This is a genomic window from Pseudarthrobacter sp. NPDC058119 (assembly GCF_042884655.1).
In the GTDB taxonomy this organism is placed as follows: domain Bacteria; phylum Actinomycetota; class Actinomycetes; order Actinomycetales; family Micrococcaceae; genus Arthrobacter.
Genome location: NZ_JBHVTN010000004.1, coordinates 293630 through 318191 on the forward strand (window position 1 = coordinate 293630; position 24562 = coordinate 318191).

The 24562-nt window shown below is 66.5% G+C and carries 20 protein-coding genes; 13 read left to right on the forward strand and 7 right to left on the reverse strand.

Annotated features, from left to right (window positions below):
- The first annotated feature begins 2 nt into the window (after nucleotides 1-2).
- The 4 genes from ACFVTD_RS11370 (at nucleotide 3) to ACFVTD_RS11385 (ending at nucleotide 6120) form a co-directional block, all read left to right on the forward strand.
- On the forward strand, nucleotides 3-992 hold the full coding sequence (locus tag ACFVTD_RS11370; protein ID WP_387562492.1) for an ABC transporter permease: 990 nt from the start codon (nucleotides 3-5) through the stop codon (nucleotides 990-992).
- The gene (locus ACFVTD_RS11375; protein ID WP_387562495.1) at nucleotides 989-3187 is read left to right on the forward strand and encodes a dipeptide ABC transporter ATP-binding protein; all 2199 of its coding nucleotides are present in this window, start codon (nucleotides 989-991) and stop codon (nucleotides 3185-3187) included. Before ACFVTD_RS11370 ends, ACFVTD_RS11375 begins: the two co-directional genes overlap by 4 nt.
- A 49-nt stretch (nucleotides 3188-3236) precedes the next feature.
- Nucleotides 3237-4952: an ABC transporter family substrate-binding protein gene (locus ACFVTD_RS11380; protein WP_387562498.1), complete on the forward strand. Its 1716-nt coding sequence runs from the start codon at nucleotides 3237-3239 to the stop codon at nucleotides 4950-4952.
- A 106-nt stretch (nucleotides 4953-5058) separates the two neighbouring features.
- Entirely contained in the window at nucleotides 5059-6120 is a 1062-nt protein-coding gene (locus tag ACFVTD_RS11385) for a Gfo/Idh/MocA family oxidoreductase (RefSeq protein ID WP_387562501.1), read from the forward strand.
- 75 nt (nucleotides 6121-6195) lie between these two features.
- Here ACFVTD_RS11385 and ald read toward each other — a convergent pair whose 3' ends face one another.
- Complete coding sequence (gene ald / locus ACFVTD_RS11390; protein WP_141182758.1) at nucleotides 6196-7314, reverse strand: alanine dehydrogenase; 1119 nt, start codon at nucleotides 7312-7314, stop codon at nucleotides 6196-6198.
- A gap of 233 nt (nucleotides 7315-7547) precedes the next feature.
- On the opposite strand from ald, the gene ACFVTD_RS11395 reads away from it, so the two are divergent.
- Nucleotides 7548-8768 carry a PucR family transcriptional regulator gene (locus ACFVTD_RS11395; RefSeq protein ID WP_387562505.1) on the forward strand — a complete coding sequence of 407 codons (1221 nt, stop codon included), beginning with the start codon at nucleotides 7548-7550 and terminating at the stop codon, nucleotides 8766-8768.
- Here the strand turns inward: ACFVTD_RS11395 and ACFVTD_RS11400 are convergent.
- Genes ACFVTD_RS11400 through ptsP form a run of 3 tightly spaced genes read right to left on the reverse strand, consistent with a single transcriptional unit; the run spans nucleotide 8731 to nucleotide 11712 of the window.
- On the reverse strand, nucleotides 8731-9501 hold the full coding sequence (locus ACFVTD_RS11400) for an alpha/beta fold hydrolase (RefSeq protein WP_387562508.1): 771 nt from the start codon (nucleotides 9499-9501) through the stop codon (nucleotides 8731-8733). The genes ACFVTD_RS11395 and ACFVTD_RS11400 overlap by 38 nt on opposite strands.
- Before the next feature lie 59 nt (nucleotides 9502-9560).
- On the reverse strand, nucleotides 9561-9983 hold the full coding sequence (locus ACFVTD_RS11405) for a helix-turn-helix domain-containing protein (protein WP_387562511.1): 423 nt from the start codon (nucleotides 9981-9983) through the stop codon (nucleotides 9561-9563).
- Nucleotides 9984-10026: 43 nt separating this feature from the next.
- Nucleotides 10027-11712, reverse strand: coding sequence for a phosphoenolpyruvate--protein phosphotransferase (gene ptsP / locus ACFVTD_RS11410; protein ID WP_387562514.1), 1686 nt, complete (start codon nucleotides 11710-11712; stop codon nucleotides 10027-10029).
- Between the two features lie 160 nt (nucleotides 11713-11872).
- Here ptsP and ACFVTD_RS11415 point away from each other — a divergent pair, with 160 nt between their 5' ends.
- The 6 genes from ACFVTD_RS11415 to ACFVTD_RS11440 all read left to right on the forward strand — a co-directional run bounded on the left by ACFVTD_RS11415 (nucleotide 11873) and on the right by ACFVTD_RS11440 (nucleotide 18370).
- Nucleotides 11873-12601: a TetR/AcrR family transcriptional regulator gene (locus ACFVTD_RS11415; RefSeq protein ID WP_159629673.1), complete on the forward strand. Its 729-nt coding sequence runs from the start codon at nucleotides 11873-11875 to the stop codon at nucleotides 12599-12601.
- 88 nt (nucleotides 12602-12689) lie between these two features.
- The gene (locus tag ACFVTD_RS11420) at nucleotides 12690-14744 is read left to right on the forward strand and encodes a PTS mannitol transporter subunit IICBA (RefSeq protein WP_387562517.1); all 2055 of its coding nucleotides are present in this window, start codon (nucleotides 12690-12692) and stop codon (nucleotides 14742-14744) included.
- The gene (locus ACFVTD_RS11425; protein WP_387562520.1) at nucleotides 14744-15907 is read left to right on the forward strand and encodes a mannitol-1-phosphate 5-dehydrogenase; all 1164 of its coding nucleotides are present in this window, start codon (nucleotides 14744-14746) and stop codon (nucleotides 15905-15907) included. The genes ACFVTD_RS11420 and ACFVTD_RS11425 overlap by 1 nt, the downstream gene beginning before the upstream one ends.
- 147 nt (nucleotides 15908-16054) lie before the next feature.
- Nucleotides 16055-16576 carry a GNAT family N-acetyltransferase gene (locus tag ACFVTD_RS11430; RefSeq protein ID WP_387562524.1) on the forward strand — a complete coding sequence of 174 codons (522 nt, stop codon included), beginning with the start codon at nucleotides 16055-16057 and terminating at the stop codon, nucleotides 16574-16576.
- A gap of 41 nt (nucleotides 16577-16617) precedes the next feature.
- Nucleotides 16618-17058: a MarR family winged helix-turn-helix transcriptional regulator gene (locus tag ACFVTD_RS11435; protein WP_387562527.1), complete on the forward strand. Its 441-nt coding sequence runs from the start codon at nucleotides 16618-16620 to the stop codon at nucleotides 17056-17058.
- Nucleotides 17059-17104: 46 nt separating this feature from the next.
- Nucleotides 17105-18370, forward strand: a complete 1266-nt coding sequence (locus ACFVTD_RS11440; protein WP_387562530.1) for an MFS transporter — start codon at nucleotides 17105-17107, stop codon at nucleotides 18368-18370.
- A 71-nt stretch (nucleotides 18371-18441) separates the two neighbouring features.
- On the opposite strand, the gene ACFVTD_RS11445 is transcribed toward ACFVTD_RS11440, so the two are convergent.
- From ACFVTD_RS11445 to rraA, 3 genes are all read right to left on the reverse strand, one after another.
- Nucleotides 18442-19884, reverse strand: coding sequence for a sugar porter family MFS transporter (locus ACFVTD_RS11445; protein WP_387562533.1), 1443 nt, complete (start codon nucleotides 19882-19884; stop codon nucleotides 18442-18444).
- Nucleotides 19885-20107: 223 nt separating this feature from the next.
- Nucleotides 20108-21772 (reverse strand): MDR family MFS transporter, encoded by a 1665-nt coding sequence (locus tag ACFVTD_RS11450; RefSeq protein WP_387562536.1) that lies wholly within the window; start codon nucleotides 21770-21772, stop codon nucleotides 20108-20110.
- A 121-nt stretch (nucleotides 21773-21893) separates the two neighbouring features.
- Nucleotides 21894-22391 (reverse strand): ribonuclease E activity regulator RraA, encoded by a 498-nt coding sequence (gene rraA / locus ACFVTD_RS11455; protein WP_387562539.1) that lies wholly within the window; start codon nucleotides 22389-22391, stop codon nucleotides 21894-21896.
- A 118-nt stretch (nucleotides 22392-22509) separates the two neighbouring features.
- Between rraA and ACFVTD_RS11460 the strand changes: the two genes are divergently transcribed.
- Nucleotides 22510-23796, forward strand: a complete 1287-nt coding sequence (locus ACFVTD_RS11460; protein WP_387562542.1) for an MFS transporter — start codon at nucleotides 22510-22512, stop codon at nucleotides 23794-23796.
- Between the two features lie 137 nt (nucleotides 23797-23933).
- A complete protein-coding gene (locus tag ACFVTD_RS11465; RefSeq protein ID WP_387562545.1) occupies nucleotides 23934-24542 on the forward strand; it encodes a TetR/AcrR family transcriptional regulator in 609 nt (202 codons plus the stop codon).
- Nucleotides 24543-24562 lie beyond the last annotated feature (20 nt).

A 24562-nucleotide genomic window follows, 5' to 3' on the forward strand; every position in this document is an offset into this window, starting at 1 on the left:
CCATGACCAACCTGAACGCCGTCGACCCGGCAGCAGTGGCGCAGGATGCGCACCTGGAAAGCGCCGACGTCGTCATCGGCAAAACCACCATCATCTTCCGCCGCTTCCTGCGGAACAAGACGGCCGTTGCGGGCCTGGTTATATTCCTTGCCCTGACCGTTTTCTCGTTCATCGGCGGTTTCTTCACCCCCTGGGACAAGGAAACCATTGATCCCTTCAACATTGGCATGCCCCCGTCGGCAGACCACTACCTCGGAACCTCGCAGGCAGGAATCGACCTCTACGCCATGACCGTTGAGGGCACCAGGATCTCCATCCTGATCGGCCTGGTGGTGGGCCTGGTGTCGGTCCTGATCGCCGCGGTCTACGGCTGCACCATGGCCTACTTCGGCGGCAAGGTGGACAAGGTCATGCTGTTCATCCTCGAAGCGCTGATCATGATGCCGGCGCTCCTGGTGGTCGCCGTCGCCACGAGCGGCGGCGGCGCCGGGCTTAAGCGCGACCTTCCCTCCTGGCTCCTCCTCATCATCGTCCTGCTGGTGTTCAGCTGGATGGGCACCGCCCGCCTCATCCGGTCCATGTCCATGTCGCTGATGCAGCGTGACTTCGTCAAGGCGGCCCAGTACATGGGTGTCCCGCCGCGCCGGATCGTCTGGCGGCACCTGGTACCGAACATCGGCTCACTGCTGATCCTGGATATCACCCGCGGCGTCACCGCAGCCATCCTGGCCGAGGTCGCCTTCTCCTTCATCGGCATCGGCATCAAGGTTCCGGACGTGAGTCTGGGCGTGCTGATCGGCCAAGCCACCTCCCAGGTGCAAACCTTCCCTTGGATGTTCTGGGTACCGCTCACTGTGATGTTCCTGCTGACCGGTTCCCTGGCCATGATGAACGACGGCCTGCGCGACGCCTTCGACCCCAGCTCCACGTCCAGCGGCGGGGCCAAAAAATCCAAAGCCCGGAAAACCACCGCGGAAAAGAAGGCGGCATGAGCAGCGAAACCACCACCGGAGCCACGGACCCATCACGGTCAGCCGTGGAGCGCCTGCACGTGGCAGGCCTGCACGCGCCGGGCGACGCCGTCCTGTCCGTCCGCGACCTGAACGTCCGCTTCAATACGGAGAACGGCGTCGTGCACGCCGTCAGGGGCGTCGACTTCGACCTGATGCCGGGCAAGACGCTCGGGATCGTCGGCGAATCGGGCTCCGGCAAGTCCGTCACCTCCCTGGCCGTCATGGGGCTCCTCCCGCCCACGGCCCAGGTGTCCGGCTCTGTCCGGCTGAACGGCCGGGAGCTGCTGGGGCTCAGCGACAAGGACATGTGCAAATACCGCGGCAACGACCTTGCCATGGTCTTCCAGGACCCGCTGTCATCCCTCACGCCCGTGTTCACCGTGGGCACGCAGATCATGGAAGCGCTCACCATCCACCACCCCACCATGAGCCGGACGGCAAAGGAAGCCCGCGCCGTCGAACTCCTGGCCATGGTGGGGATTCCCAGCCCCAAGGACAGGCTGAAGGCCTTCCCGCACGAATTCTCCGGCGGCATGCGCCAGCGCGTCATGATCGCCATCGCCATCGCCAACAACCCCCGCGTCCTGATTGCCGATGAGCCCACCACGGCACTGGACGTCACCATCCAGGCCCAGGTCCTCGAGGTGCTCCACACGGCGCAGGAGGAGACGGGCGCCGCGGTGGTCATGATCACGCACGATCTTGGCGTCGTGGCCGGAATGGCAGACGACATCATGGTCATGTACGCAGGAAAGCCGGTGGAAACCGGTGCCGTGGACGAGATCTACTACAACCCGCGGATGCCCTACACCATGGGCCTGCTGGGTGCGGTGCCCCGCGTGGACGTGGCCGAGAAATCCTCGCTCGTTCCCATCGAGGGCATGCCGCCGAACCTGCTGCACACCCCCACCGGCTGCTCGTTCGCTCCCCGCTGCCCCCTGGCCTCGGAGGCGTGCCTGGACGGCGAACCCGCGCTGGCACCCGTTGACGACGACGCCCAGCACCGCGCCGCCTGCATCAAATCAGGGTCCCTGGGCGGCTCCGTGGATGTCCACGACGTTTTCGCTGCCCCGCCGGTGGCGGTGTCCCGCTTTGACGCGATTCCCCGGGAGGAGCGGTCCACGGTCCTGCAGCTCAAGGACGTCCGCAAGCACTTCCCGCTGACCAGGGGCGCCCTCATCAAGCGCAGGATCGGCACCGTTAAGGCGGTGGACGGCCTGAGCTTCGACATCCGCGAAGGCGAATGCTTCTCGATCGTGGGCGAATCGGGCTCGGGAAAGACCACCACGCTCCTGGAAATCATGGAGTTCCACCCGGACCAGGACGGCGAGGTGGTGATCGGCGGCCTGAGCAACAAGCAGGCGGCCGATGCCAGGACCAAGGGCAAGATGCGGCGTGAACTCCAAATGGTGTTCCAGGACCCCACCGGCGCCCTGGATCCGCGGTTCACGGTGTACGAAGTCCTGGCCGAACCACTGCAGAACGCAGGCATGGACCGGACAGCGACCAGGAAGCGGATCATGGAGCTGATGAAGCTCGTGGGCCTGCAGCCGGACCACGTCAACCGCTTCCCCAACCAGTTCTCCGGCGGCCAGCGCCAGCGCATCGGGATCGCCCGCGCCCTGGCCGTGAACCCCAAGCTGGTGGTCCTGGACGAGCCCGTCTCGGCCCTTGACGTCTCTGTCCAGGCCGGGGTGATTAATCTCCTGGACCACCTGCGCGCCGAACTGGGCCTGAGCTACCTGCTGGTGGCGCACGATCTTTCCGTGGTGCGCCACATCTCCAACCGGGTGGCCGTCATGTACCTCGGCAAGATCGTGGAGGTCGGCGCCGTGGACCGGGTGTTCGACAACCCGCGGCACCCGTACACCCGCGCCCTCCTCTCCGCGATCCCGGTGCCCGACCCCCGGCTGGAACGCACCCGCGAACGCATCATCCTCCAGGGCGACCTGCCCTCGCCGCTGCAGGCGCCCAAGGGCTGCAACTTCGCCACCCGCTGCCCCGTCTTCGCCGCACTGCCCCCCGCCAAGCAGGAGAAATGCCTCACGCAGGAACCGCCTCTGGAAACAGCGTCCACTGCCACCGACCAGCGGTTCGCCTGCTTCTTCCCGGATGGGGAACTGGATGAGGACATGTTGGTGGTCCACGAACCGGCGGACAACCATGCCCCTTAGGACTTTTCGAACCCCAAGCACCACCACTCGCACCAATGAAGGGAAAACCATGAGGAAACTGAACAGGATCGGCGGAGCTGCAGCCATTGCTGCCGCCCTGGCGTTGACGGCCTGCGGCGGTGGCGGTGCCAGTGGCCCCGAAACCGCCAAGGGGCAGGAATCCGGAAGCGATCTGTCCAAACTGATCAGCATCAACGAGAAACCGGCGTCCGACCTCCAGCAGGGCGGCAAGGTCACCCTGCCGCTGGGCAACATTGGGCCGGACTTCAACGGGTTCTCCAACAACGGCAACAGCGCGGACAACTCCGCCCTGCAGATCCCCATGAACCCGGTTGCGATGAACAGCGGCGGCATCGGCGGCTGCTGGAAGGTGGACTTCAAGGGCAAGGTCACGCCCAACCCCGACTTCTGCGAATCAGTGGACAGCGAGGTCAAGGACGGCAAACAGACCATCACCATCAAGGTGAACCCCAAGGCCACCTACAACGACGGCACGCCCATCGACGTCAAGGCCTTCAAGAACACCTGGAACATCCTCAAGAGCCCGGACAACGGCTACGACATCGTCAGCTCCGGAGCCTATGAGTTCGTTGACTCCGTCGAGGCAGGCAGCAACGACAAGGAAGTCATCGTCAAGACTTCCCGCCCGGTCTTCCCCGTGGATTCGCTCTTCTTCGGACTCATCCACCCCGCCGTCAACACCCCCGAAATCTTCAACGAGGGCTTCAACGGCAATCTTCACCCGGAGTGGATGGCAGGTCCCTTCAAACTTGACCAGTACGACACCGCCGCCAAGACGGTAACCATGGTGCCGAACGACAAGTGGTGGGGCCAGAAGCCGGTCCTGGCCAACGTGACGTTCCGCCAGCTGGAAACGAGCGCGCAGATCGCCGCCTTCAAGAACGGTGAAATCGACGCCATGTCCGCCAACACCATCTCGCTGTACAAGCAGCTGGATGGCACGAAGGATTCGGACATCCGCCGCGGCCAGCGCCTCTTCGCCGGTGGCCTGAACCTCAACGCCCAGCGCATCACCGACGTCAACGTCCGCAAGGCCATCTTCGCCGCCGTGGACCGCGAAGCCCTCCGCAAGGTCCGCTTCAATGGCCTCAACTGGGAAGAGCCCAGCTCCGGTTCCATGATGCTGCTGCCGTTCTCCGAGTACTACCAGGACAACTACCCGGTCAAGGAAACCGGTGCCGATGCCGCCAAGAAGGTCCTCACCGACGCCGGCTACAAGGCCAACGCCAACGGCATTATGGAGAAGGACGGCAAGCCCGCCGCCTTCAAGATCAGCAACTTCGGCGACGACCCCACCACCCTGGCCGTGGCACAGACCCTGCAGAAGCAGCTCCAGGCCGGCGGCATGGACGTGGGCATCGACCAGCGCGCCTCCGCCGACTTCGGCAAGGTGCTGGGCAGCCGCGAGTTCGACCTGAGCATCTCCGGCTACACCGTTGGCCCGGATGCCACTGACGCCGTCAAGCAGTACTACGACTCCAAGGTCAACGAGAACAAGCTGGGCGACGCCGACCTGGACAAGAAGATCGCCGACCTCGCCTCCATCGAGGACAACGCAGCCCGCAACAAGGCAGCGATGGACGTGGAGAAGGAACACATGGCCAAGTACTACTCCATGGGCGTGGTCTTCAACGGCCCGCAGATCTCCTTCGTCCGCACTGGCCTTGCCAACTACGGCCCGTCGCTCTTCCAGAGCACCTCGCAGGTCCCGGACTGGACCACCATCGGCTGGGTGAAGAAGTAACCACCCGCAGTCTTGTCAGGAAGCCGGCGCCCCTGGATTACCAGGGGTGCCGGCTTCTTTAACCCGGCGCTTTAAGCACGCGGGACCCAGGGGTAGCGTTGCTGGCATGACCCGAACTGAAGGCGACCCCCGCACCGTCCGCACCGCCGTCGTCGGCTACGGGCTTGCCGGCAGCGTCTTCCACGCACCGCTGCTGGCGGCCAACCCCAGCTATTCGCTGGACGTGATTGCAACGTCCGACGCCGGGCGGCAGGCAAGTGCCTCGTCCCGGCTTCCGGGGGTGGAGGTGGTGCGCGACGGTACCGCAGTCCTTCAGCGGGCCAGTGACCTGGACCTTGTGGTCCTTGCGACGCCACCGCTGACCCATTACCCACTGGCCAAGGCTGCGCTGGAAGCGGGCCTGGACGTGGTGGTGGACAAGCCGTTCGCGGTCACCAGCACGCAGGGGCAGGAGCTCGTTGCGCTGGCACAGGCGGAGGGGCGCGTGCTGACGGTGTTCCATAACCGCAGGTGGGATGGTGATTTCCTCACGCTCCGGAAGTTGCTGGCCACACAGTCCCTGGGCAAGGTGACCCGGTTCGAGTCGACGTTCGAGCGGTGGTCCCCGTCCATTGCCAAGGCCTGGAAGGCGCGGGCCACGGCTGCCGACGGCGGAGGCGTCCTGTTCGACCTGGGCACCCACCTGATTGACCAGGCGCTGCAGTTGTTCGGCCCGGCCACGGTCCTCCACGCGGAACTGCAGGCCCGCCGGTCCGATGAGCGGGCGGATGATGACGCGTTCCTGGTCCTGAGGCACCAGTCTGGTGTCACCAGCCACCTGGCCATGAACATGCTGTGCGCCCAGCAGGGGCCACGCTTCCGGGTGCTGGGCTCCATCGGCGGCTTCACCAAGAACGGGGTGGACCCGCAGGAGCCGTACATGGCGGCCGGCGGCAGTCCGCTGGATGCGGATTATGGCGTGGAGGCGCCGGAATGGGCCGGGCTCCTGGGCCGCGACGGACACCTGGACCGCCTGCCCACGGAACGCGGGAACTACCCGGAGTTCTACCGACTGCTGGCAGCCAAGATCCTCGACGGCGGAGCAGAGTCATCCCTGCCCCTCCCGGTCAACCCGTCGGACGCCGTCGAGGTCCTCAAAATCATCGAGCGGGCGAGGGAACTGGGTTAAATGACCCATCGATTGCTCCGGAAATGCCGTTCTGAGGGTTCAAAAGGACAATTACGGAGCAATCGACGGAGGGGTTTAGGCGGAGACGAGCTCGTGCCAGTCAGCCACGAGGGGCAGGTTGTGGGCCTCCGACACGGAGTGGTGTGCCACGTGGCCGGCGGCGATGTTCAGGCCTGCAGCCAGGGCGGGATCACGGTCGAAGGCGGCCTTGACGCCCAGGTTTGCCAGGGACACGGCGTAGCGCAGGGTGACGTTGGTCAGTGCGTACGTGGACGTGTTGGGTACGGCGCCGGGCATGTTGGCCACGCAGTAGAAGATGGTGTTGTGCACCTTGTACGTGGGTTCCTGGTGCGTGGTGGGGTGGGTGTCCTCGAAGCAGCCGCCCTGGTCCACGGCGATGTCCACCAGGACAGAGCCCGGCTTCATGCGGGCCACGAGGTCGTTGGTGACCAGCTTGGGGGCCTTGGCGCCCGGGATCAGGACGGAACCGATGACCAGGTCGGCGTCCACCACTGACTTCTCGATCTCGTACTTGTTGGACGCAACGGTCTTCAGCCGGCCCTGGTACTGGGCATCCAGTTCGCGCAGCCGGTTGATGTTGATGTCCAGGATGGTGACGTCGGCACCCAGGCCCAGGGCCATGGCAGCGGCGTTGGTCCCGGCCACGCCTGCTCCCAGGACAACCACCTTCGCCGGGCGCACACCGGGCACGCCGCCCAGCAGGACACCCTTGCCGCCGGCCGGGGCCATCAGGGACGTGGCGCCGACCTGGACGGACAGCCGGCCGGCAACCTCGGACATCGGGGCCAGCAGCGGCAGCGACCGGCCTTCCTGCACGGTTTCGTAGGCGATGGCGGTGACGCCGGAGTTGATGAGCTCGGCGGTGAGTTCGGGCTCGGCGGCCAGGTGCAGGTAGGTGAAGAGGATCAGGCCCTTGCGGAAGCGGTGGTACTCGGACTTGATGGGCTCCTTGACCTTCATCACCATGTCGGCGCGGGCCCAGACGTCGTCCGCTTCGTTGACGATTTCGGCGCCGGCGATCGAGTATTCCTCGTCGGTGATGCCCGAGCCCAGGCCTGCTCCACGCTCCACCAGGACAGTGTGTCCGTGGGTGAGGAACTCGTGGACGCCGGCCGCGGTGATGGCCACGCGGAATTCGTTGTTCTTGATTTCTTTGGGGACGCCGATGATCATCGTCTGCTCCAGTTTTTGGGGCCGGTAGGCCGAAAAGGCGGAAGGATTTTCGTGTATCAACGATAAATCCCGCTGTGAGCCAGGCGACATGCCGCTGCACCCTGGCACTGAACCCAACCGCGCCATTCCGCGGTTTTTGAATCGCTCAGCTCGACATACGTCGAGTCCTGAAGCGTCAGGTGTCGCCTCGTGTCCGTTCGTCCGCGGGACGGCCGGGGCAGTACTGTTGGCCCATGCAGCAGCAGGGTGTGGAACAGCTCGTCGAACAGGTGGCGCAGAAGCTGGGCCGGGGCCTTTCCTTGGAAGATCTGGACGGGCTGCTGCTCGCCTACAGTTCCAACCAGTCCCATGCGGACCGCGTGCGGGTGAACTTCCTGCTGAGCAAGAAGGTCCCGGCTGACGTGAGCGCCTGGCAGCTTTCGCACGGGATCGCCACCGCCGTGCGGCCTGTCGTGGTGCCGGCCAACCCGGACCTGGGCATGCTGGGCCGCGTGTGCGTCCCGCTGATGGTGCGTGGCTTCCGGGTGGGCTATCTCTGGGTGCAGCAGGACTCGGCGGAGGAAAGCCCGACGGCGATCCTCACCCAGCTGCCCGGCGTCAACCACGAGCTTGAGCTGCTGTCCGGCCTCCTGCTGGACTCCAACACGGCTGAATCCGAGTTCCGGCGGGGCCGCGAGCGGGAGTTCCTGGCCGCCTGTGCCGGGGAACCCAACGCCGTGGCGGCGGTGGCCGGCTGGAAGGAAGTCCAGGGGAGGGGGCCGTGGCAGATGGTTACGGTCCTGGACGCGGACGGCTGGGCCAGTGGGCCGGACCCCATCGCATCCACCCTGATCCACCGGTCCACTGCGCTCCAGGCGACGGTGGGCGTGGATGCTGCCCTCTTCAGCGCCGGGACGGAGACGCATTCGGTGGTGCTGTTCCGCGAATCGACCGGCCGGGCCAACCATGCCCAGGTCCTGGTGCACTACCAGCTGGAGCTGGCCAAGCGTTCCGGCCGCCCGGTTCACCGGATCATCCTGGGCATCAGTGAGGGTTTCGCGAAGACCCGGCAGCTCTCGGAGGCCTACCGGCAGTCACGGCTGGCAGCCCAGGCGGCCGCGGTGGACCCGCAGCTGGGCGAGCTGGTGGACTGCAGGGCCACCGGCGTGTACCAGCTGCTGGCGTCCGCCGGGGGAGGGGTGGGTGCCTGGGCGGACTCCGGCTCGGTGTACTTCCGCATGCTCGAGGACCACGACCGCAACGGCGAGCTCATTCCGGTCCTGGAGCTGCTCTATGACAATGACGGCTCGGTCCAGGACGTGGCCACCAAGCTCCATCTGCACCGCAGCAGCATCTACAACAGGCTGGGAAGGATCCGGCAGCTGCTGGGGGTGGATCCGCTGAAGGGGATGCCCCGGCTGGAGCTGCACGCTGCGCTCAAGATGCGGCGCTGGGCGGGCCGGCCCAGGATTTGATGGCATCCGCCACCTGCCGCGGGCGCAGGTGCTGGACCACGTGCCCGGCGTGCCGGACCTCCGCGAAGCTTCCCTCCGGCACCACCCGGGAGAGTTGGAGCGACCAGTCGGCGCCCGCCACCTGGTCGTTGTCGCCGCGCAGCACCAGGACCGGAACGTTGATCCCGGCAAGCCTCCGCTCCGTAGGGTAGGCCATCATGACGGGGAGTACGGTGAAGTACCAGCGCGGCCCGCAGCGGAAGTAGTCCGAGAACACGATCCAGTTCGACCCGGGACTTTCCCGGAGGAGGGCGTCCAGGAAGAGCGCCAATCCCTGCTGCCGGACATTCCGGTGCCGGAAGTCCACCACCGGACCCATGAGGACCAGCCGCTGCGCCTGGCCGGGCGCATAGAGCGCTGCCTCGATGGCGAACTGCACGCCCATGGAATGCCCCACCAGGATGTAGGAGGCAATGCCGCTGGCCTTGAGTGCCTGTGCGATGAAGGCGCCGTAGTCGGCCACCGACAGCTGCCGGTCCGGCCTGGGCGTTCCGGCGAAGCCCGGCAGGTCCAGGGAGTACGTGGGGGCAACGGCCGCGAGCTCACCGTGTAAGCGGCGAAGGTAGCGGTGCGAAACGCCGATGCCATGAATGAGGATGTAGGCCGGTGCCGTGGCGGTTCCGGCGGCATCCGGTCCAGGGGCGGGTGTGCCGTCAGCCCAAAGGATCCGGCCGGTGAAACCGTTCGCTTCCACCCCGGCTGAGCGGAGCGCAATATCCTTCCGGCGCGAAGGCCATGCCAGGGGGGCCCGCACTATTCGCCCGCGCCGGCGTCGACTGCTGCGTTCTTGCCCTGCTTGCGCTTCTGTTCGGCAAGCTTCTGCTGCTCAAGCCACGCCATGATGTGGGCCGTGCGGATCCGGCGGTGCGATCCGCGGTACTCCACCGGGATTTCCCCGCGGTCGGTCATGTTCCGCAGGTAGGTGTGCGAAATCCCGGCCAGTTCGGCAGCCTGGGAGGTTGTCAGCATCTCCTCCACGCTGCTCACCGTCACTGTCTCACCGCGTCCCAGCCTCGCGAGGAGATCGACGACGGCGTCCCGCGCCTGCGCGGGCAGGCGGTGGACGGTGCCGTCCACGAACACGGTGATGTCGTTGCTGTCCTCAAGGGCGCGCGTCAGGGCGCGGGCCTCGCCGGCCGGCAGGCCGGCCGAGACCCGGGGGGCTATCAGTGCCATGGACGTAGCCTATCCCGGGTGCCGGCGGCGCGCCCGCGGGCGGTCAGAGTCCCAGTTCCTCCAGGACCGGCAGCTTTTCGCGCACCCAGGCCCGCGCCTCGGTGGCACTCGGGGCGGAGAGGGCCAGCTTGGCCAGCTCCTGGGCCTCGGACAGGGTGACCGTCTTCAGGACCGCGGCCACCGCGGCCAGCGAACGCGCGGTCATGGAGAGCGTATTGACGCCTAGGCCGGTAAGGACGACGGCGAGGGCGGGATCGGCGGCAGCCTCACCACAGACACCCACAGGTTTGTTGTGGCCCTCGGCGCGGGATCCCTCGACGGTCAGCCCGACGAGGCGCAGGACAGCAGGCTGCCACGGGGTGTTCAGGTTGGCCAGCGGGCCCAGCTGGCGGTCGGCGGCCATGGCGTACTGGGTGAGGTCGTTGGTGCCCAGGCTGGCGAAGCCCACTTCCCGGAGGATGGACTCGGCGGTGAGCGCGGCGGAGGGCACCTCGACCATGACGCCGGGGGTCTTGATGCCGGCATCCGCACACATGGACGCGAAGCGCGAGGCTTCTTCGGCCGTGGAGATCATGGGAGCCATGACCCAGACGTCGGCTTCGGACTGCTGCTGGGCCAGGGCAATGGCTTCCAGCTGCCGGTCCAGGACGCCCGGCGTGGTGAAGTCGGTCCGGTAGCCGCGGACGCCCAGGGCCGGGTTGGGCTCGGTGGAGTCGGTCAGGAACGGGAGCGGTTTGTCGGCGCCGGCGTCAAGCGTGCGGAGCACCACCTTCTTGCCGGGGAATGCATCGAACACGCTCTTGTAGGCCGCCGCCTGCTCCTCAACGGAAGGTTCGGTGTCCCGTTCCAGGAAGCAGAACTCGGTGCGGAACAGGCCAACGCCCTGGGCGCCGAGCTTGGCGGCAGCCTCGGCGTCCTTGCCGCCGCCCACGTTGGCGAGCAGCGGCACCTCGTGGCCGTCCGCCGTCGTGCCCGTACCGGTGAACTCGGCCAGCAGCGAGGCCGTGGCGGCCCATGCTTCCGCCGTGGCACGGAGGGTCTCGTCAGGTTCGGCGGTGATGCTGCCGGCGGCACCGTCCACATACACCTCGGTGCCGTCCGGAATTTCGTCAACACCCACCGCGGCAACCACGGCCGGCAGGCCGAGCGAGCGGGCGATGATGGCAGTGTGGGACTGGGGTCCGCCGCCTGCGGTGACGAGCGCCAGGATCTTGTTGGGGTCCAGCGTGGCCGTATCCGCCGGGGCCAGGTCTTCTGCCACCAGGACGAACGGGGTACTGGAAGCGGGAATGCCGGGCGCGGGGACGCCCCGCAGTTCGGCGACGATCCGGGCACGGACGTCCAGGACGTCGGTGGCGCGTTCGGCCATGTAGCCGCCCAGGTTGTGCAGCATCTCGGACACTGAGGAGCCCGATTCCCAGATGGCGCGCTCAGCGGAAGTGCCCCGGGCCACCAGCTTGGCCGCGCCCTTGATCAGCATGGTGTCCTTGGCCATCAGTGCAGTGGCTTCCAGGACCGCCTTCCCGTCCCCGGTGGCGTGCGTGGCGCGGTCCTTCAACTCGTCATGCACGGCCTGGGAGGCCGCCTTCAGGGCTGCCGTGGCTTCTTCCGCCGTGGTGTCCGGCGCCAGCTGCTCACCGGCAGGAGGCTCACTGATCGGTTTGGGCATCTGGCGGATGGTGCCGATGACGCGGCCTGGACTGACGCCTACTCCTGGGAAGTTCTGCACTGAAGGTCCTCATTCTCTGCCGGTAGCCAGGCCCGCCAAACATTTCCGGCGCCGTGCCGGAACACCGCCGGACTGCCACGTCAGGAGGTGGAAACGAGCCTGAAAAAATTGTATGTGATTCAGTTCATATAGCAACGCTATAGGTGCTAGGGTAGCGGTTATGAGTTTGGATGGCCAGCTTCCCCCCAAAATGCGGCTGCTCCGTGCTGCCGCGGAACTGCTGGCGAATTCCGCGGGAGCTCCGGTCTCCACCCGCCAGATCACCCAGCTGGCAGGGGTTTCCGCTCCTACCCTGTACCACCACTTCGGTGACAAGGAAGGTTTGTTCGACGCCGTCGTCGCTGCAGGGTTTGAGGAATATGTCGCGGGCGAAAGGGATTTCGCCCCCTCCGGGCAGCCCCTCGAGGACATCCGGAGAATGTGGGACAACCATGTCCAGTTCGGGCTCAACCAGCCCGAGCTGTACCTGGTCATGTTCGGCAATATCCGTCCGGAGAGCAGGCCCGCCATTGTGGCGGACGCCGAGGCGCTGATGGAGGAGATGCTGAACAAGGCAGCGGCGGCGGGCCAGCTGAACGTCCAGCCCAGGGAAGCGGCCAGGTCCATCCTGGCGGCCAACGTGGGTGTGACGCTGATGCTGATTGCGGAGCCCGCCACCGAACGCAACCTCGAACTGTCCACCATGACCCGGGACGCCATGATCTTCGCGGTGTCCGCCGAGCCCGCCAGCGGCCCGGCCCCGGGCGGCACCGGGAAGTCCTCGGTGGTGGTGGCAGCGATCGCCCTGAACGCCGCACTTCAGGCTTCGCACTCTGACCAGCTTTCCAGCTCGGAACTCAAGCTTTTCCTCGAATGGCTCCACCGGATCTCCACCAGCCCGGCCGGCTAGCCCCACAACCACGCATTACCCAGCAGTACGTCGTCGTAATCATCGGACCAATCCTGCGGAGCAGCAGGAATGACGGTTAGGAAATCACATGGCAACAGAGACAGTTGCAAAACCCCGCACCAGCGCGCGCGTGCACGTCCAAAAGTTCGGGACATTCCTGTCCGGCATGATCATGCCCAACATCGGGGCGTTCATCGCCTGGGGCATCATCACCGCCCTCTTCATCGAGAAGGGGTGGCTGCCCGTACCGCAGCTCGGTGGTTTTGGCGAGACTGACGGGAAGCCCAACATCGGCCTGGTAGGCCCCATGATCACCTACCTCCTGCCGCTGCTGATCGGCTACACCGGCGGCAAGATGGTCTACGACGTCCGCGGCGGCGTGGTGGGGGCCATCGGCACCATGGGCGTGATCGTGGGCGCCGGCATCCCGATGTTCATCGGCGCCATGATCATGGGTCCCCTGGGCGGCTGGACCATGAAGAAGATCGACTCGATCTGGGACGGCAAGATCCGTCCCGGCTTCGAGATGCTGGTCAACAACTTCTCCGCCGGCATCTGGGGCGCCCTGTTGGCGCTGCTGGGCTTCTACGGCATATCGCCCCTGGTCACTGCGTTCAGTACTGCTGCTGGCAACTTCGTGCAGTTCCTCGTCCACAACGGCCTCCTGCCGCTGACCAGCATCTTCATTGAGCCGGCCAAGGTCCTGTTCCTGAACAACGCCATCAACCACGGCGTGCTCACCCCGCTGGGCGTGCAGCAGTCGCTGGACCAGGGCAAGTCCATCCTGTTCCTGCTGGAAGCCAACCCGGGCCCCGGCCTCGGCCTCCTGCTCGCCTACGCGTTCTTCGGCCGCGGCGCTGCCAAGGCATCGGCCCCCGGCGCAGCCATCATCCAGTTCCTCGGCGGCATCCACGAGATCTACTTCCCGTACGTCCTGATGCGCCCACTGCTGATCCTGGGCACGATCGCCGGCGGCATGACCGGCATCGCCACCCTTGCCGTCACCAACTCCGGCCTGGTGGCACCTGCCGCCCCGGGCTCCATCTTCGCCGTGCTGGCGCAGACCTCCCGTGACAGCTACTTCGGCGTGATCCTGTCCGTGGTGCTCGCGGCAGCCGTTTCCTTCCTGGTGTCCTCGGTCATTCTGCGCACCACCAAGCACAGCGACGAGGCGGACCTCGGCGATGCCACTGCCCGCATGGAGGCCATGAAGGGCAAGAAGAGCTCCGTTGCCTCCACCCTCACAGGTGCAGGAGCCGCAGCCGGTGCGGCCGCGGGCCGCGGCGGTGTGGGCGTCCTGGCGGGCCCCGTGCGGAACGTCGTATTCGCTTGCGACGCCGGCATGGGCTCCAGCGCCATGGGCGCCTCGGTGCTGCGGAACAAGATCAAGGCTGCCGGGTTCCCGGACGTCAAGGTCACCAATGCCTCCATCGCCAACCTCACGGACACCTACGACGTCGTGGTCACCCACCAGGACCTCACCGAACGCGCCAAGCCGGCCACGTCCAGCGCCGTCCACTATTCCGTGGACAACTTCATGAGCAGCCCGCGCTATGACGAGATCGTCGAGCTGGTCCGCGAAAGCAACACGGAAGGGGAAAAGTCCGACGCCGGTACCACCCACGGTGCCCACGCCGCCGACGCCCCCGTGGACGCGGCGCCCGCTGCCGCAGGAACAGCTGCAGCGGCCGGCGCATCCGCCAACGGAACCGCCGAGATCCTGGCCCGCGAGAGCGTGGTACTGACCGGCAAGGCCACCACCCGTGACGCTGCCATCGACGAGGCCGGCCGGCTCCTCCTGGCGCGCGGTGCCGTGGACGAGGGCTACATTGCCGCCATGCACGAACGCGAGGAATCCGTGTCCACCTACATGGGCAGCTTCCTGGCCATCCCGCACGGCACCAATGCCGCCAAGGACCACATCCGCAAGTCGGCGGTGTCCGTGATCCGCTACCCGGAAGGCATCGACTGGAACGGCAAGCAGGTGAAGTTCGTGGTGGGCGTGGCAGGCATCAACAACGAGCACCTGCACATCCTGTCCTCCATCGCCAAGGTGTTCACCAACAAGGAGCAGGTGGCCCGGCTGGAGGCTGCCACGTCCGAGGACGAAGTCCTGGAGCTCTTCGGAAAGGTCAACGCATAGTGAAGGCAGTACATTTCGGTGCCGGCAACATCGGCCGCGGCTTCGTGGGCCTGCTCCTGCATGACGCAGGCTACGAGGTGGTGTTCGCGGACGTGGCCGAGGAACTCATCACCCGGCTCTCGCAGGCCGGCAGCTACGCGGTGCACGAGGTGGGGGAGAACCCGGCCGTGCGCACCGTGGACAACTTCCGGGCGCTGAATTCCAACGCCCAGGAAGCGGAGCTGGTCCAGGAAATTTCGACGGCGGACATCGTCACCACGGCGGTGGGCCCGCACATCCTCAAGTTCGTGGCACCCGTGATCGCCAAGGGCATCGTTGCACGGGAGCCAGGCCTGCCGCCCCTGCAGGTGATGGCCTGCGAGAACGCCATCAACGCCACGGACATCCTGGCCAAGGAGGTGGCCTCCCAGCCGGGGGTCACCGCCGCAGTCCTTGACGGGAAAGCGGTGTTCGCCAACACCGCCGTGGACCGGATCGTTCCCAACCAGGAGGCCGGGCAGGGCCTGGACGTGACCGTGGAAACCTTCTACGAGTGGGTCATCGACCGCACCGCCTTCGGCGGCGCGGCACCGGTGATCCCCGGTGCCACGTTCGTGGACGACCTCTCCCCGTACATCGAGCGGAAGCTGTTCACCGTCAATACCGGGCATGCCTCGGCGGCGTACCTGGGGTTCGAAGCGGGCGTGGAGAAGATCTCCGATGCCATGGCGGACCAGGATGTGGCGGAGGATGTCAGGGCGGTCCTGGAGGAAACCAAGCAGCTCCTGGTGGCCAAGCATGGGTTCAGCAACGACGAACAGGAGGCCTACGTCCAGAAGATCCTGGTCCGGTTCTCCAACCCGTACCTGCCGGACACCGTGAACCGGGTGGGCCGTGCCCCGCTGCGGAAGCTGAGCCGGCATGAACGGTTCATCGGCCCGGCCGCGGAACTGGCAGAACGCGGCGTGGTGCCGGAAGCCCTGCTCGGTGCCATCGCCGCCGCCCTGCGCTTTACCGATCCCGCGGATGCCGAGGCCACCGAACTGGCGGCCATCCTGGGCTCGGAAAGCCCGGCGGATGCCACGGCGAAGATCACCGGGCTGGAGAAGGACCATCCTCTGTTCAATGCCGTTGCCACCCTGGTGGAGGAGCGGCAGGCGGAGCTCGCCCGCACCCCGGCCTGACGCAACCCGGCACGCGCCATCACTTCCTGCATCCCCTGACGGAACGCCCCATCAGATCCTGCAGGATTTCCGGCAATGCGCCATCAGCACGACGCCGGCACTCACGCGAGTGCCGGCGTCGTTCGCTTCCTGTGCCAAGCTGGGCGGGTGATCCCTGCTGACGATGCCGCTTCTGCCCTGTCCGCCGCCGATATCGACGGCGGGACGTTCCGCCTCCGCCACGCCACCCCGGCCGATCTGCCCGCCGTGGTGCGGCTGCTGGCCGATGACGCCCTGGGCGCCGGCCGCGAAACCACGCAGGACATGAAGCCCTACGAGAACGCCTTCGCCGCGATCGATGCCGACCCCGCCCACCTCCTGATCATTGGCGAGCTGGTACCGCACGGGGAAGCTGCAGGCGCGGTGGTGGCCACATTCCAGCTGAGCTTCCTCCCCGGCATCTCACGGAAGGGTGCCTGGCGCTCGCAGCTCGAGGGTGTCCGGGTGGACGCGTCCCTCCGCAGCCAGGGGCTCGGGAAGCTGATGGTGGGCTGGGCCATCGCGGAGTCCCGGAGGCGCGGCTGCAACCTGATGCAGCTGACAACGCACCAGAGCCGAACGGCAGCCCACCGGTTCTACGAACAGCTGGGCTTCGAGGCCAGCCACGTCGGGATGAAGTTGACGCTCTAGGCCTTGACTGTTAGGTACCCTAAATGTTAGGCTACCTAACGATGAATGAAATAGATCCCCAGCTGGAGGAACTCGCCAGCGGGTTCCGCGAAGCCCTCCGACACAGCGTCTACCTGGTCCGGCGCCTCGACGCGGACGGTGAACTCAGCGCCGCCCAGCTCAGCACGCTCAAGATGCTGCTCGGCGAAGGCCAGCGCGTCGGCGAGATCGCCCGGAACCTCGGGGTCCGCGTGCCCAGCGCCACCGAGCAGATCATCAAGCTCGAACGCGCCGGCCTTGCACGCCGCGAACCGGATCCGGCAGACTCCCGCGCCGTCCGGGTGATCCTCACCCCCGAAGGCCGCGCCGCCGTCGACGGCGCGAACAAGCGCCGCAACCAGGTCATGGCCGACATCCTCAGCGGCCTCACCGACCAGGACCGCAAAGCCCTGGCCGACGCCCTGCCGGTGATCGACAAAATCAACGCATCACTCCAGAACTGAACCACCGAACCACACTGAAACAGCCACGAACTTAGGAGTACCCTCCATGGACGGCCAGCTCGCAGAAACCCTGCCGGCACCAGAATCCACCCTGCAGGCCGAAAAGGCCTCGTTCCTGAAGCAGCCCAAGGCAGTCTGGGCCACCGCCCTCGCCGCAGTGTTCGCTTTCATGGGGATCGGGCTGGTGGACCCAATCCTCCCGGCAATCGCCACCAACCTGGATGCCAGCCCCAGCCAGGTCTCGCTGCTCTTCACCAGCTACTTCATGGTCACCGCACTCGCCATGCTGATCACCGGGTTTGTCTCCTCCCGGATCGGCGGCAAGAAGACCCTGCTGATCGGCCTGGCCGTCATCGTCGTCTTCTCCTCGCTGTCCGGCCTGTCCGGGAGCGTGGGTGAACTGGTGGGCTTCCGCGCCGGCTGGGGGCTCGGCAACGCCCTGTTCGTGGCCACCGCCCTCGCCGTGATCGTGGGCGTGGCCAGTGGTGGCGCCGGAACCGCCATCATCCTCTACGAGGCCGCCCTGGGCCTGGGCATCTCGCTCGGCCCGCTCCTGGGAGCCCTCCTGGGCGGCTGGCAGTGGCGCGCGCCGTTCTTCGGCACCGCCGTCCTGATGGCTGCCGCCTTCATCGCCCTGATCGCCCTGCTGCCCAAGACACCCCTGCCCGAACGCAAGGTGCGCCTGCGCGATCCGCTGCTGGCGCTGGGCCACAAGGGCCTGCGGACGACGGCGGCAAGCGGCTTGTTCTACAACTACGGCTTCTTCACCATCCTGGCTTTCACCCCCTTCATCCTGGGCATGAACGCCTACGGCATCGGCGCCGTGTTCTTCGGCTGGGGCGTAGCAGTGGCGGTCTTCTCCGTCTTCGTCGCCCCGCCGCTGCAGGCCCGCTTCGGCGCCGTCAAGGTCCTGACCGGCACCCTGTTCCTGCTCATGCTGGACCTCGCCGGGCTGGGACTGGCGGCCGGGCACTCGGTTCCTGCCGTCGTCGTCCTGGTGATCGCTGCCGGTGCCCTGCTGGGCGTCAACAACACCATCTACACCGAACTGGCCATGGGCGTCTCCGATTCGCCCCGGCCCGTGGCATCCTCCGGCTACAACTTCGTCCGCTGGATGGGCGGCGCCCTGGCCCCGTTCGCGGCGGCCCAGCTCGGTGAACACTTCGGCCCGCAGGTTCCGTTCTTCGCCGGCGCTGTGGCCATGGTAATCGCCATCCTGGTCGCGTTCGGCGGCCGGGCCTACCTGTCCTCGCACGAACCGCACGTCGTGTATTCCCCGGACAACAAACAAACCCTCCATCACGCCAGGTGATGGAGGGTTTGTTGTTTTCCGGTGAAAGCTGATCGGGCGTCCCCGGAAAAGCCGCCGGATGTGATCGGGCGTTATTTGGCCTTCGCTGAACCCTTCGGCACGAACAGCGTCTCCGCCTGCTCCAGGGACATGCCGTTGGTCTCCGGCACCTTGAACATGACGAAGAAGAAGGACGCGGCAGCGAACAGGGCGTACATGGCATAGGTCAGCGGCAGGGACGCCGAGGCCATGACCGGGAAGCTGAGGGTGATCGCGAAGTTGGCCACCCACTGGGCCGCCGCGGCCAGGCCCAGCGCGCGGGCGCGGATCCGGGACGGGAAGATCTCGCCCAGGAGCACCCATACCAGCGGACCCCAGGAGGCGCCGAAGCTGATGACGAAGATGTTGGCGGCCACGAGGGCAACCGGGCCCCAGGCGCCGGGGAGGGTGATGTCCTCGCCCGAGCCGGTGGCGGAGGAGAAGGCCAGGGCCATGGCGCCCAGGGACACGGCCATGCCCACGGAGCCGGACAGCAGGATGGGCCTGCGGCCCACCCGGTCCACCAGCGCAATGGCCACCAGGGTGACCAGGATGTTGGTGATGGACGTTGCCACCGAGATGGCCAGGGAGTCCTTCTCCTGGAAGCCCACAGCCTTCCACAGGGTGGTGGAGTAGTAGAAGATCACGTTGATGCCCACGAACTGCTGCAGCACGGACAGGATGATGCCCACCCAGACCACTGCCTGCAGGCCCAGGGTCTTGCCGCGCAGCGACCCCTTCTGGCCGGCCATCTTGTCCTCCTCGATGGCCTCGCGGATGTCGCGGATATGGCGGTCCGTGTCCTCCGCAGGTGCGATCGAGTCGAAGATCGTCCGGGCCTCATCCTCCTTGCCCTGGAAGACCAGGAACCGCGGGGATTCGGGCAGGGTGAACGCAACCCAGCCGTACACGACGGCCGGGACGGCTGCGCCGAGGAACATCCAGCGCCATGCCTCGATGCCCAGCCAGAAGGCCTGGTCCGCGCCTCCCGCACTGGTGGCGAAGAGCGCGTCGGAAAGGAGGGCGGCAAAGATGCCCGTGGTGATGGCAAGCTGCTGCAGGGATGCGAGGCGGCCGCGGACCTTTCGCGGCGAAATCTCGGAGATGTATGCCGGTGCGATCACGGACGCCAGGCCGATGCCCAGGCCGCCCACCAGCCGCCAGAACACCAGGTCCCACACGCCGAACGCGAACCCGGTGCCGATGGCGCTGACCAGGAACAGCAGCGCGCCCAGCTTCATGGCCGGAATCCGGCCGTAGCGGTCAGCCACCTTGCCGGCCAGGAAGGCTCCGGCGGCGCAGCCCAGCAGGGCGATGGCCACGGCAAAGCCGGTCACGGCCTCGGACAGGGCGAATTCTTCCTTCATGGCGTCCACGGCTCCGTTGACCACGGACGAGTCGAAGCCGAAGAGGAATCCGCCCACCGCCCCCGCAAGTGCCAGCCAGATCACCCGCCGCGGTATCCCGGTATTGGTCTGCTCCTGTGCAGTGGGCATGGTTCTCCCTGGGTTTGGGGGTTTATGGATGCGGTGCGGACGTCGTCGGCTGCGGTACCGGCCGGAAGGGCCGGCGCACACGCGCTAAACAGTGTGGCACGTCACCGCCGCAGGTTCCACTTGGCAGCGCCTGCCCGGTCCTTAAGGAAAGACGACGACGGCGGGCCGTGCCGCCGTCGTCGTCTCATCACGCTGTTTTGCGCACCCGGGCAGGGTGCCCGGGTCAGTGCGCCGGAATCTGCATGCTGCCGTCGTCCTGCGGGGAGGCTTTCTGGTCCGTCAGCTTCTTGCGGGGAAGGGCGAAGCTGATGAGGAATGCCAGGCCCGTCAGGGCCGCAGCCGTCAGCATCACCGTGTCAATGGACGTGGCGAAGCCCTCGGTGATGGGCCTGGTGAGCGTGCTGTTGGCGGTGTGCAGCCAGCTGGTGTCGTTCAGGGAGTCGTTGGACGCGCCGTTCTTGAAGAAGTCGTACAGCTTGGCGTTGGCCGGGTCCGATGCGACGGCGGGATCCTTCAGGACGGCCAGGTAGGCAGGGTCCGTGGTGGCGGTCTTCATGCCGTCGGCAATCCGGTTCGCAGCCAGGCTGAAGAGCATGGAGATGAAGACGGCCGTTCCCACGGCGCCGCCCATGGAGCGGAAGAACGCTGCCGAGGAGGTTCCGACTCCCATGTCCCTCGGCGGGACCGAGGTCTGCATGGCCAGGGTGAGCGGCTGCATGCAGAAGCCCAGGCCGACGCCGAAGAAGACTGCGATGAGGCCCGGCACCCAGAGCCCGGTGTCCACGCCCAGGGAGAAGCCCATCACCAGGGCGGCCGCGGTCAGGATGCCCGTGCCCATGATGGGGAAGATGCGGAACGTTCCGGAGGCCGAGATGGTGCGGCCGGCCGTGATGGAACCGAACAGGATGCCCACCGTGAAGGTGATCATCATCAGGCCCGCCTCGGTGGGCGTGAGGCCCTTTACGAGCTGGAGGTACATGGGCAGCATGGCGATGGCGCCGAACATGCCGATGCCGATGATGAAGTTCAGCAGCGAGGACAGCCCGAACGTGACGTTGTGGAAGAGGCGAAGCGGGATCAGGGCGTAATCGCCGGCACGCTTTTCCGCCAGCAGGAACCAGGCAATGCCCACCACGCCCAGGCCATAGCAAAGGAAGGAGTTCAGTGAGGTCCAGCCCCAGGTGCGGCCCTGTTCGGCCACCAGCAGGAGCGGAACGATCGCGACGGTGATCGCGGCTGCGCCCCAGTAGTCGATCTTCTGCTTAAGGTGCTTGGCGGGGAGGTGGAGGAACAGGAACACCACAGTCAAGGCCGCCAGGCCGATGGGCAGGTTGATGAAGAAGACCCATCGCCAGCCATCGAAGCCCAGGATATTGGCGGAGCCGGCGAACGCGCCGCCCACCACCGGCCCCAGGACGGAGGAAATGCCGAACACGGACATGAAGTAGCCCTGGAATTTGGCGCGGTCCTTCAGCGACACGATGTCGCCGATGATGGTCAGCGCCAGGGCCAGCAGGCCGCCGGCGCCCAGGCCCTGGATGCCGCGGGCTACGGCGAGTTCGGTCATCGAGTGCACGGACCCGGCGTAGAGGGAGCCCACCAGGAAGACGGCGATGGCGCTCAGGTACAGCGGCCGGCGCCCGAAAATGTCGCTCAGCTTGCCGTAGAGCGGCGTGCTGACGGTGGACGTGATCAGGTACGCGGTGGTGGCCCACGCCTGCAGCGAGAGCCCGTCCAGGTCGTTGGCGATGGTGTAGATGGACGTGGAGACGATGGTCTGGTCAAGCGATGCCAGGAACATGCCCAGCATCAGACCCACCATGACTGTGACGATTTGCCGTTGCGTCAGTGTTTCTCCGGCACGGGGCGCGGCAGGGGCATTGGACATGGGTGCTCCAAGGGGAAGAAAAGGATATAAGCAGCGATAGTTGCTTTCAGTAACTATCTTACCGGTTCCTTCTATTCCCGTCCTTCGGATTTTCGCCGCGGATATTTTTGCCGGCCCCTCCTCACGGCTCCACGAGGATGCCGTCCGGGTCGCACCAGACAGTGGCTCCGGGCCTGAAGGTGACGCCGTCGATCACCACATCCACATCCACCTCACCGGCCCCCGCCTTCTGGCTCTTCCGGGGGTTGCTGCCGAGGGCCTTGACGCCAAGATCCAGTTCCGCGATGGCCAGCCGGTCGCGGATGGCGCCGTTAATGACGACGCCGGCCCAGCCGTTGGCCACGGCGCTTTCGGCGATCATGTCCCCCATCAGGGCAGTGCCCAGCGACCCGCCGCCGTCCACCACCAGGACCGCGCCGTTCCCCGGCGAGCCGAGCGTGGACTTCACCAGGGCGTTGTCCTGGAAACAGCGGATGGTCCGGACCGGTCCGCTGAAATGGGAGCGGCCGCCCAGGGACTGGAACTGCAGCGAGACGGACGCCAGCCCGTCGCCGCGCTCATCATAGAGATCGGCGGTGTTCACGGCCGAGGCGGATCCGGCTCCTGCTGGTGTGGTCACGTGGCTCTCCTCGCCTGGTGGTGGTTGTGCACATGCAGCGCCTGGTGACGGGCGGCGCGCTACCGCCCACGATAGTCTGATCCCACTGCCAACCGGCCGCACCAGGGGGAGCCACGCAATGAGTCTGTCCAACACTCCCGTGCCCTCGGAGCCTCCCGCGGCGGAGGAGTGCACCGTGGCGGCGCTCGCCGAGCCGGCGCAAAAGGTCACCGCCCGCTGGGTGGCCGGCCTGGTGCTGGTGAACGTGGGCATCAACGCGGCATTCTTCGGGCCCATCAACGTCTTCATCGGCCAACAGGCCATCAGCATCGATGCGCCCAGCAAGGAAGCCATCCTCTCGCTGGTAACGGCCTGCGGCGCGGCTGTTTCCCTGGTGGCCAACCCCCTGTCCGGTGCGCTCTCGGACCGGACCACGTCACGCTTCGGCCGCCGGGCCCCGTGGGTGCTGGCCGGGGCAGTGCTCGCCACTGCGGCGCTGGTGGCCATGTCCTTCTCAGCTGCCGTGGCGCTGATGGTCCTCTTCTGGTGCCTGGTGCAGTTGGGCGCCAATGCCGCGTATGCGGCGATCACCGCCGCGGTCCCGGACCGGGTCCCGGTGGTCCAGCGCGGGGGAGTGGGCGGCCTCGCGGCGATGGGCCAGACCCTTGGCATCCTCACCGGGGCTGTTTTCGGAGCCGCGGTCTCGGGGAATTTCCTGGTGGGCTATTGGCTTTGCGCGGGGGCCCTGCTGCTGTCCGTGCTGCCGTACCTGTTCCACCGGAACGACCCCGCACTGCCCAAGGATGCCCACAGCTCTTTCCGCCTCGGCGGTTTCCTGCGCGGTTTTTGGATCAGCCCGCGGCGCTACCCGGACTTTGCCTGGGCCTGGCTCACCCGGTTCCTGGTCAACGTGGGCAACCAGCTGACCATCGTCTACCTTCTCTTCTTCCTGCGGGACATCATCCACTATGCGGATCCGGCCGCGGGAGTGCTGGTCCTGACGGGCATTTACGCCGTCATGGTGATGGTTACCGCCGTGGTCGCCGGGCCCTGGAGCGACCGGGTGGGCCGACGGAAGCCCTTCGTCATCGGGTCCTCCGCCACCATCGCGATGGCAGGCGCCATCATGGCGTTCTTCCCGGTGTGGCCCGGCGCGCTGGCCGGCGCCGCCGTCCTGGGCATTGGGTTTGGCGCCTACCTGGCTGTTGACTTCGCGCTGTTGACCCAGGTCCTGCCCTTCGCGGTCAGCCGCGGCAAGGACATGGGGGTCATCAATGTCGCGAACTCGCTTCCGCAGGTGGTCGCTCCCGCCCTGGCATTGCTGGCCGTCGCCCATGGGGGCGGCTACCGGACGCTGTTCCTCACCGCGGCGGTTATCGGCCTGCTGGGAGCCGTCTTCGTGGTCAAGATCAAGGGCGTCGACTGACCCTGCGGTACTTGATAGTAAGGGTGGCTGACGAATTAGGGCACGGACCTGTGCCGTATAGTTGAACCGGCTGCAGGGCGGTACGGAAGTGGGGGCGCTCCTGGCCGCAGTCGCTAAAACACAACCCCGGAATGCTGATGCCCGAGACTTTTTCAGACCATCCGCCCATGGCCGCCAGGCCTTCCGCTCCGCGCCAGCGGCTCCGCTATGCACGAATCCTCGACACCGCTGCAGGGTTTGCCCGGACCGGTCTCGACGCCGTGGAACTCTCCGCGGTCGCGGAAAAGGCGGACGTCCCGCTCGGCACGCTCTACCGCTACTTTCCCTCCCCAACGCACCTGATGCTCGCCTTGTACCGCCAGCAGCTGGATGAGCTGCAGGCAGGGTCCCGGGGCTCGTCCCCGCGTTTCCGCGGCCGGGCGCTTTCCGGCCTGCTGATGGAGATCTTCCACATGAGGGTCATGCAGCCCGCGGTGGAGCAGTGCCTCAGCAGGGGCGTGTATCTCCCCGAAAAAGACACTACGGAACTGCTGCGCGAAATCGACGCGCTCAGTGAAAAGCTCGTGGCCGGAGCCTGCGGTGATGCCGTCGGCGCACGGGTCCTGCTCCTGACTGTCACTGGTCTGGTCCAGTCGGTGCGAAACCGCCGCCTCTCGCTCTTCGAAGCCGAGGAGGACCTCAAAAAGGCGTGCGGACGGCTGTCGCCCGCTGCCGAATCGGGGTTCACAGTGGGCAAAAGCGCGTAACTGGTCTAGACCAAAGCGGA